Below are 6130 nucleotides of genomic sequence, written 5' to 3'. Positions count from 1 at the left end.
GCGGTTACAACCTCAAGTCGATCTCCTAGAACATACTGTTGATTCAAAAATCATCTGTTTGTTGAGACCAGAACAAACGCCTATGCGGACAAAGCTACCATTGGTTAACATGTGGAACCAACCACAATGGAGCGACTAGAATAAGAGGCTGAGTGTTTTGTTCTCCATTCTTGGGATCCGATTGTTGACTTACGGACTGTTCGGTCCTAAATAACCTCCATGACACTCGGTAGACCAATGGAATTTGACCCCGACGAAGCCTTGGACGCGGCGATCCATGTATTTTGGACAAAAGGGTTTGAGGCGACTTCCACCAAAGATTTGATGGAGGCGATGGGCCTGTCAAAAAGCAGTTTATACCAGACCTTTGGGTCAAAAAAGGAACTGTTCATGCGAAGTCTCGTTCGGTACTGCGCTTTCGCGGGGGGACGCGAGCGTGCATCACTGGACGGGCAGAAACCTGGGAAGTCATTCATTGTCGCCATGCTTCGAGCACTAAGCAATCCAGACCGATTTCCGGATGATCCAAGAGGGTGTTTGCTTGTAAATTCGACAGTAGAGCTGGGCAAACGTGACGAAGAGGTAAGCGCTTATGTCAACAATCGGTTGAGATTATCGCTCGAAATGTTTGAAGGGGCCATCCGAAATGCTCAAGAATCCGGTGAAATATCTCCGGAAAAAGACCATGCCAGCCTGGCCAGAATGCTTGTCATGAGTATTCACGGCCTAAAGGCGATGTCGCGCCTCAATGTTGACCAAAGTGACTTGCGGCCCGCCGTTGAAGAGGTTCTCAAGCTGTTGGATTGAGTGCCTTTTATTTTACTGAAAATGGACCGTTCGGTCCTAAATGGAGATGAACAATGAAAACTACATCGAAGCAACCATTGCAGAATGAGCTGATCTATTGGAGAAGAACAGCAGCCTCTCCGCGTCCTGCTGTAATGCGTTGGATTGCAATTGCCATTGCGGTCATGGTTGGTCGTGCATCGGCGCTTTATTTCATGCAAAACCTTGGGGAAGTTGGGACGCCAATAAGCTGGCTTATTCCCTGGGGGGTTGATGCCTTTTTGGGGCTTTCAGCATTGATCGTGTTATATCTATTCCGGCAATATAGGGGTGTTTATGTCTGGGGTGCTGTTTTGGCATGGCATGTGGTTGGTGCTGTGGATCTCGTTGGTGGGGCATTCATGGCCCAGGTTGATCCGTTCGTGTCGCCGATTGCGCTGCCAGCAGATCCAGAGGTGATTGTGATGACCTTATTGGCCATTCAGCTTGCGGCGATTACATTGCTTTTGAAGCGAAATGTCATATCATTCATGGTATCTAGCAATATGCCATGATGCCTGGAAAAGGGCACATGTTAAAGAAAATCGATCCGGTCCAAGCGCCCAAAAATGACGCTCTAGAACGTTTTGCCCTCGCCCGTTTCAATACAAGTGGATCGGATGTCCTTGAACCAGTGGTCGAAGAAATCATCAAAAGGCTGAACTGAAAACTTTTTATTTACCAACAAAAGGACCGATCGGTTCATAATGGAGAGACAATGACCAACTCATCTGAAACAACTTACCCTCACGCTGTCAGTACCGAGACTGAAATTAATGGCTCTGCCGCCGAGGTTTGGGAAGTTCTAGCCGACTTCTCAGCCGTCGATACATGGGTGCCGTTCGTCGAAAGTTCGCACATCGAGGGAACAGTCGAACGGGGCGTTGGAATCGAGCGCCGTTGCGACATTGGGAAGGCCGGAAATATAAGCGAAACTGTGATCGATTGGCAAGAAGGGGAAAGCCTCAGTTATCGCGTATCTGGATTTGGGCCGATGAAAGGTCTTCTTAATAAATGGACTGTTGTGGAAACTAGTCCGTCCACTTCGCTGGTGACAGTCGAGCTACGCTACAAAGTGAAATTCGGACTGCTTGGACGGCTTTTAAACTTCTTGGTTTTGGCACGCGTTTTGAAGAAGCGAGTTGGTTCTGGTGCAGTGATGCTTCTGAAGAAGCGCGTCGAAACTGGCGAAGTTGTCAGACCAAGACGTGCTCCCGTGGGTCATCCTCAAACTTCACCTGCCAACGCGAGATAATTAGTTGGGGGCCAGGACGGCGAATTAGGAACTCGCCTATCTGAAATTCTCATGGCTCCTTAGATATGGCTAAAAGCTAGTTTTATTTGGCCACCGAATGTCTCCACCGCCTTCTCCAGGAGGGTCTGCTCCGGGCTCAGTACGTTCAGTGGCTGCCAGGGTATCGAGTTGAGAAGAGTTTACCCACAAAGCCCTGCTGCATCGCGGACCTGATGTTACCTCAACCCATAATGGAAACGCCCGAAGGTCAGCTCATGGCCCTCGACGCCAGCCGTAGCCTCTCATTGATCTGAGTCCTCGCAGTGCAGCGAATGGCGGGTAATGGCTCTCAGTACCTTCCGCGCTTGAGCCCGCACAGGGATTTTGCCGTTCTTAGCCACTGGCAATTAGCGGACAAAGCCGACCTTTGGTGATGCCTACTGCGCCCGCTTGAACGCGGCCGTCGCAACACCCATCGCAATCAGTGTACTACCGCCAAGACGAGAGAACCAAGACAAAACTAACGGCTTCGCAATTTTAGCGCGTAGCCTATCTGCCAAGAGTGCATATGCGAGAGCATTGATCGCGGCCAAGCCTACGAAGGTTACGACCAGAATTGCGAACTGAGGCAGGAGTGGGCTGTCCACCACAACGAATTGCGGCACGAAAGCAATGAAGAAGACGATGGACTTCGGATTCAGCGCGGTCACTGCCGTCGCGTGACCAAAGACACTGGACGCGCTGGTCTCTGTAACCTTTTCTAGATCGCCAAGCGAAGCCGTTGATGCGCTACGGAAAAGCTTGATGCCCAGATAGACGAGATAAGCGGCTCCGGCCCACTTCAGAACAGTGAACAGCGTCGCAGAAGCCAGAACTAAGGCCCCCAGTCCCGCCAACGATGCAGACATTGCGATGAAATCGCCTAGAGCTACGCCCCCGACCGTCGCAATAGCTACCCGTTTTCCATGGCTGATCGCATAACTAAGAACGAGCAAAACCGTCGGTCCGGGAATGAGTAAAAGAGCGATTGAGGTTGCAACAAACGCCAACCAGATCTGAAAATCCATAAAGCATCCTTTCTAGGTTGGTTTAAGTCAGCCATAGGGGCGGCCAATTGTAAAGAGAGAAGAACCCAACGGTTTGCTGCATAGCAGCATCAGTCAAAATGGGCTCTATGAGACCCACTCAAGCGGCCAAGTCGACTAGTGAAAGAGTAAGCCAACAAGGTGCTCAGAGGATCCTCTACACAACACCAACAACTCATGCGGGAAACGCTCGAATGTCCGGTTATGACCCTGCTTGCAGGCAACGGCCTCTCTCTTACCTCAGTTCACGCAGTGCAACGAAGGTCCAATTCGTCCGCATCTTACCAGTTCAAAATCACCAAACTTGGGTGAATGAGATTCAATGTTCCCTTGTTGTTCTTCGTAACGCCCAAATGTGCACTCTCGGTCCAGTTGGGCCTTACTAGCGGGGATTATGGGGCTGGGATGCAGCATTGGTGTGCGCAAGATGGCTCGGATTTCAGCCAACATCACCGAAAGCGAACTGGAACATGCAGTTAACTGGCGCTTCTCGCTTGAAAACATTCGCGCTGCAAATGATCTGGTGCTCAAAGCCATGAATGAGATGGAACTGCCCAACCTCTATCGCCGCGATGCGGAGCTGCTGCACACAGCCAGTGACGGACAGAAGTTTGAGGTGCGAGGTGAATCGCTTCATGCGGCACGATCCTTCAAATATTTTGGCCAAAGTCAGGGGGTAAGTGCCTATACCTTTGGCGATGAGCGCAATTTACTCTGGCACTCACTGATGATCAGCGCTGCCGATCGTGAAAGCGCTTATGTCATTGATGGTCTTATGCATAATGATGTGGTTAAAAGCGACATCCATTCAACCGACAGTCACGGCTACAGCGAGAGCATTTTCGCACTTACACACCTTCTCGGGTTTTCCTTCGCACCCCGCATCAAGAAGCTGCATAAGCAGCGGATCTACCTGTTTCGGGGTCATGACCGCAAGCTGCGCGAAGGCTGGCGGATCAAGCCAAGCAATTACGTCAATGATGCTTTGATCCAGGACAACTGGGACGACCTGCTGCGTCTGGTTGCCACCATTAAGCTGAAAGAAAACACCGCCTCAGACATCTTCCGCAGGCTCAACTCCTACTCGCGCCAGCACGCCCTTTATCAGACCCTCAAAGCCTTCGGCCAAGTCATCAAGTCATCAAGTCATTGTTTATCCTGCGCTATATTAAAGATCTCGGACTACGGCAGGCCATCGAAAAACAGCTTAATAAGGTCGAACTGGCAAACCGATTCACGCGTGCCATCGCTGTCGGTAACCCTCGTGAGTTTACTCAGGCAGAAAAAGAAGAACAGGAAATCGCAGAGGCGTGCAATCGTCTGATTAAAAACAGCATTATTTGCTGGAACTATCTCTATCTCACCCGTCAGGTCAACAATTGTAAAGACCAACAAACCAGACAGACACTGCTGCGCACTATCGCCGCCCATTCCCCAATTTCGTGGGCACACATCAACATGCTTGGTGAGTATGATTTCTCAGAGGAAAAGCTCAAGGACACTATCGGGATTCTGCCAGTGAAACTGGCAGCCTGAGAACCCTACAAAACCAGCAGGTGCCGTTTCGAAATAAGTACTTTTGAACAAAGGAAGATTCATACTATCCATGTCGCGGTTGGTACCTTTGTTGGGATCTACCCTACAATGTGATTTTTGGATTGCGAGGCTGACAGATATCGCGTCTCCAATCAGTGCTATTATTTGTAAATGCGCTCAAATGAGATTGTCACATGCTTATTGCAGAAATAAAGCAAAACGGTTTTATTAAAAAAAGTCAATTAATTGATTTATTTAATAAAATACGAGGAAATGGCCATGTTTTGATAGTGAAATCCGATGGAGACCGGGATGAAAATTCTTATACCTGCATGGCCTTGTTGCAGGGGTCGCTCAGTGTCTGTAATTAGAAGGCTTGTTCGTCTTCATAAAGCTATCCGATGCCCCACAAATTCAACGCCAGCCGTCGTCACAAATTTGACTAGAAGAAATATCGTGTCACGAACTGGCGGGCCTATAACGAAAGTCTTCGTAATCGTGGTGATTTGACGATCTGGGTCAACCGTGAGATTGGGAAGGAGTGGTCAGCGCAGCGCCGGACCACTCGCGGAGGGCAACGCAAGTATTCTGATTTGGCCATTGAGCGACCCCTGCAACAAGGCCATTCACGACCCATGCAACAAGACCCCTTAAATATACAGTACAATCATTTCACGAACTTTTGCTCTGTTAAGATGAAAGAACCAATATCAAATTGAGAGATGAAACCGTCCCAATGTTGGGCGAAGATTTGATTATCGACCAGCCACATATGCATTATACAGCTTGCGTTCGACTTCACTAAATTCTCCTGATTTGCAGTAGTAGCTTTCTCATTTTGGAACTCTGAAATTCGACACCCAAGAAGGTTTTCGTGGCGATCTCGAATTATGAAGTTCAGATACCCCTTCTCTAGAAGGTAGTCAGCTGCTTTTGATAAATAAAGCTCCAATGACCCAAGAGGAATTTCTAGCGTTTCAGCAGGAATAGCAGCCTTAATGCATTCGCTGAAGTCAGTTGATTGGTGTAACATTCGACCACCCTGTTTCTACTCGATCTAACAATTGAAATTGAACTCCTCCGCCAGGTCTTCCAAAGTTTGGGTTTACTTCACCTGGGCCTTGTTGCAGGGGTCGTGAATAGCTTACAACACTCCCAAACCCGTCAATTCAGGTCATGAGATTGCTTCGAACGCGGGCCTGCCGAGTTCGGTTATTGTGTTGAGTATGCGAACGCCAATCTTTGTTTCGGTCCTCTGATTGTTAAAGGTGCGTGCCTTCAGTTTGTTGCCGATGACTTGCTTCCAGCGTCCCATCTGGGTTTCAATTCGGGAGCGCTGATTGTAGCCTGTTTGTTTTTTGCCAGCCGAGGCGCCCTTTGTCTTTGATCGCAAGAATATGTTTATCTCGCGATGACGGATTCCGGTCAGCCTCAGGACTTAAAACAGCTG

General features: G+C 49.1%; 7 protein-coding genes and 1 pseudogene. 6 read left to right on the top strand and 2 right to left on the bottom strand.

Annotated features, from left to right (window positions below):
- The first annotated feature begins 219 nt into the window (after positions 1 to 219).
- From BMZ51_RS22925 to BMZ51_RS22915, 4 genes are read left to right on the top strand one after another with little or no spacing between them, the layout of a single operon-like run.
- Entirely contained in the window at positions 220 to 807 is a 588-nt protein-coding gene (locus tag BMZ51_RS22925; protein ID WP_074882377.1) for a TetR/AcrR family transcriptional regulator, read from the top strand.
- A gap of 53 nt (positions 808 to 860) precedes the next feature.
- A complete protein-coding gene (locus tag BMZ51_RS22920; RefSeq protein ID WP_068008826.1) occupies positions 861 to 1340 on the top strand; it encodes a hypothetical protein in 480 nt (159 codons plus the stop codon).
- 17 nt (positions 1341 to 1357) lie between these two features.
- Positions 1358 to 1492, top strand: coding sequence for a hypothetical protein (locus BMZ51_RS24655; RefSeq protein ID WP_275078215.1), 135 nt, complete (start codon positions 1358 to 1360; stop codon positions 1490 to 1492).
- 51 nt (positions 1493 to 1543) lie between these two features.
- Complete coding sequence (locus tag BMZ51_RS22915; protein WP_068008829.1) at positions 1544 to 2080, top strand: SRPBCC family protein; 537 nt, start codon at positions 1544 to 1546, stop codon at positions 2078 to 2080.
- A gap of 416 nt (positions 2081 to 2496) precedes the next feature.
- Here BMZ51_RS22915 and BMZ51_RS22910 read toward each other — a convergent pair whose 3' ends face one another.
- Positions 2497 to 3126: a LysE family translocator gene (locus BMZ51_RS22910; RefSeq protein ID WP_068008831.1), complete on the bottom strand. Its 630-nt coding sequence runs from the start codon at positions 3124 to 3126 to the stop codon at positions 2497 to 2499.
- 373 nt (positions 3127 to 3499) lie between these two features.
- Here BMZ51_RS22910 and BMZ51_RS22905 point away from each other — a divergent pair.
- Positions 3500 to 4273: pseudogene (locus BMZ51_RS22905) on the top strand (Tn3 family transposase); the annotation flags it as partial.
- A gap of 20 nt (positions 4274 to 4293) precedes the next feature.
- The gene (locus tag BMZ51_RS24835; protein WP_074882375.1) at positions 4294 to 4680 is read left to right on the top strand and encodes a Tn3 family transposase; all 387 of its coding nucleotides are present in this window, start codon (positions 4294 to 4296) and stop codon (positions 4678 to 4680) included.
- Positions 4681 to 5347: 667 nt separating this feature from the next.
- On the opposite strand, the gene BMZ51_RS24190 is transcribed toward BMZ51_RS24835, so the two are convergent.
- Positions 5348 to 5713: a hypothetical protein gene (locus BMZ51_RS24190; protein ID WP_068010169.1), complete on the bottom strand. Its 366-nt coding sequence runs from the start codon at positions 5711 to 5713 to the stop codon at positions 5348 to 5350.
- Positions 5714 to 6130 lie beyond the last annotated feature (417 nt).

Source organism: Pseudovibrio axinellae (assembly GCF_900110875.1).
In the GTDB taxonomy this organism is placed as follows: domain Bacteria; phylum Pseudomonadota; class Alphaproteobacteria; order Rhizobiales; family Stappiaceae; genus Pseudovibrio; species Pseudovibrio axinellae.
The sequence above is the reverse complement of the archived record's forward strand: the minus strand, read 5'-3'. Positions and strand labels throughout refer to the sequence as shown.

Coding starts and splice junctions, on each gene's coding strand:
- BMZ51_RS24655 (WP_275078215.1), top strand. CDS start 1,358: ATGTTAAAGAAAATCGATCCGGTCCAAGCGCCCAAAAATGACGCTCTA.
- BMZ51_RS24190 (WP_068010169.1), bottom strand. CDS start 5,713: ATGTTACACCAATCAACTGACTTCAGCGAATGCATTAAGGCTGCTATT.
- BMZ51_RS22910 (WP_068008831.1), bottom strand. CDS start 3,126: ATGGATTTTCAGATCTGGTTGGCGTTTGTTGCAACCTCAATCGCTCTT.
- BMZ51_RS22920 (WP_068008826.1), top strand. CDS start 861: ATGAAAACTACATCGAAGCAACCATTGCAGAATGAGCTGATCTATTGG.
- BMZ51_RS22915 (WP_068008829.1), top strand. CDS start 1,544: ATGACCAACTCATCTGAAACAACTTACCCTCACGCTGTCAGTACCGAG.
- BMZ51_RS22925 (WP_074882377.1), top strand. CDS start 220: ATGACACTCGGTAGACCAATGGAATTTGACCCCGACGAAGCCTTGGAC.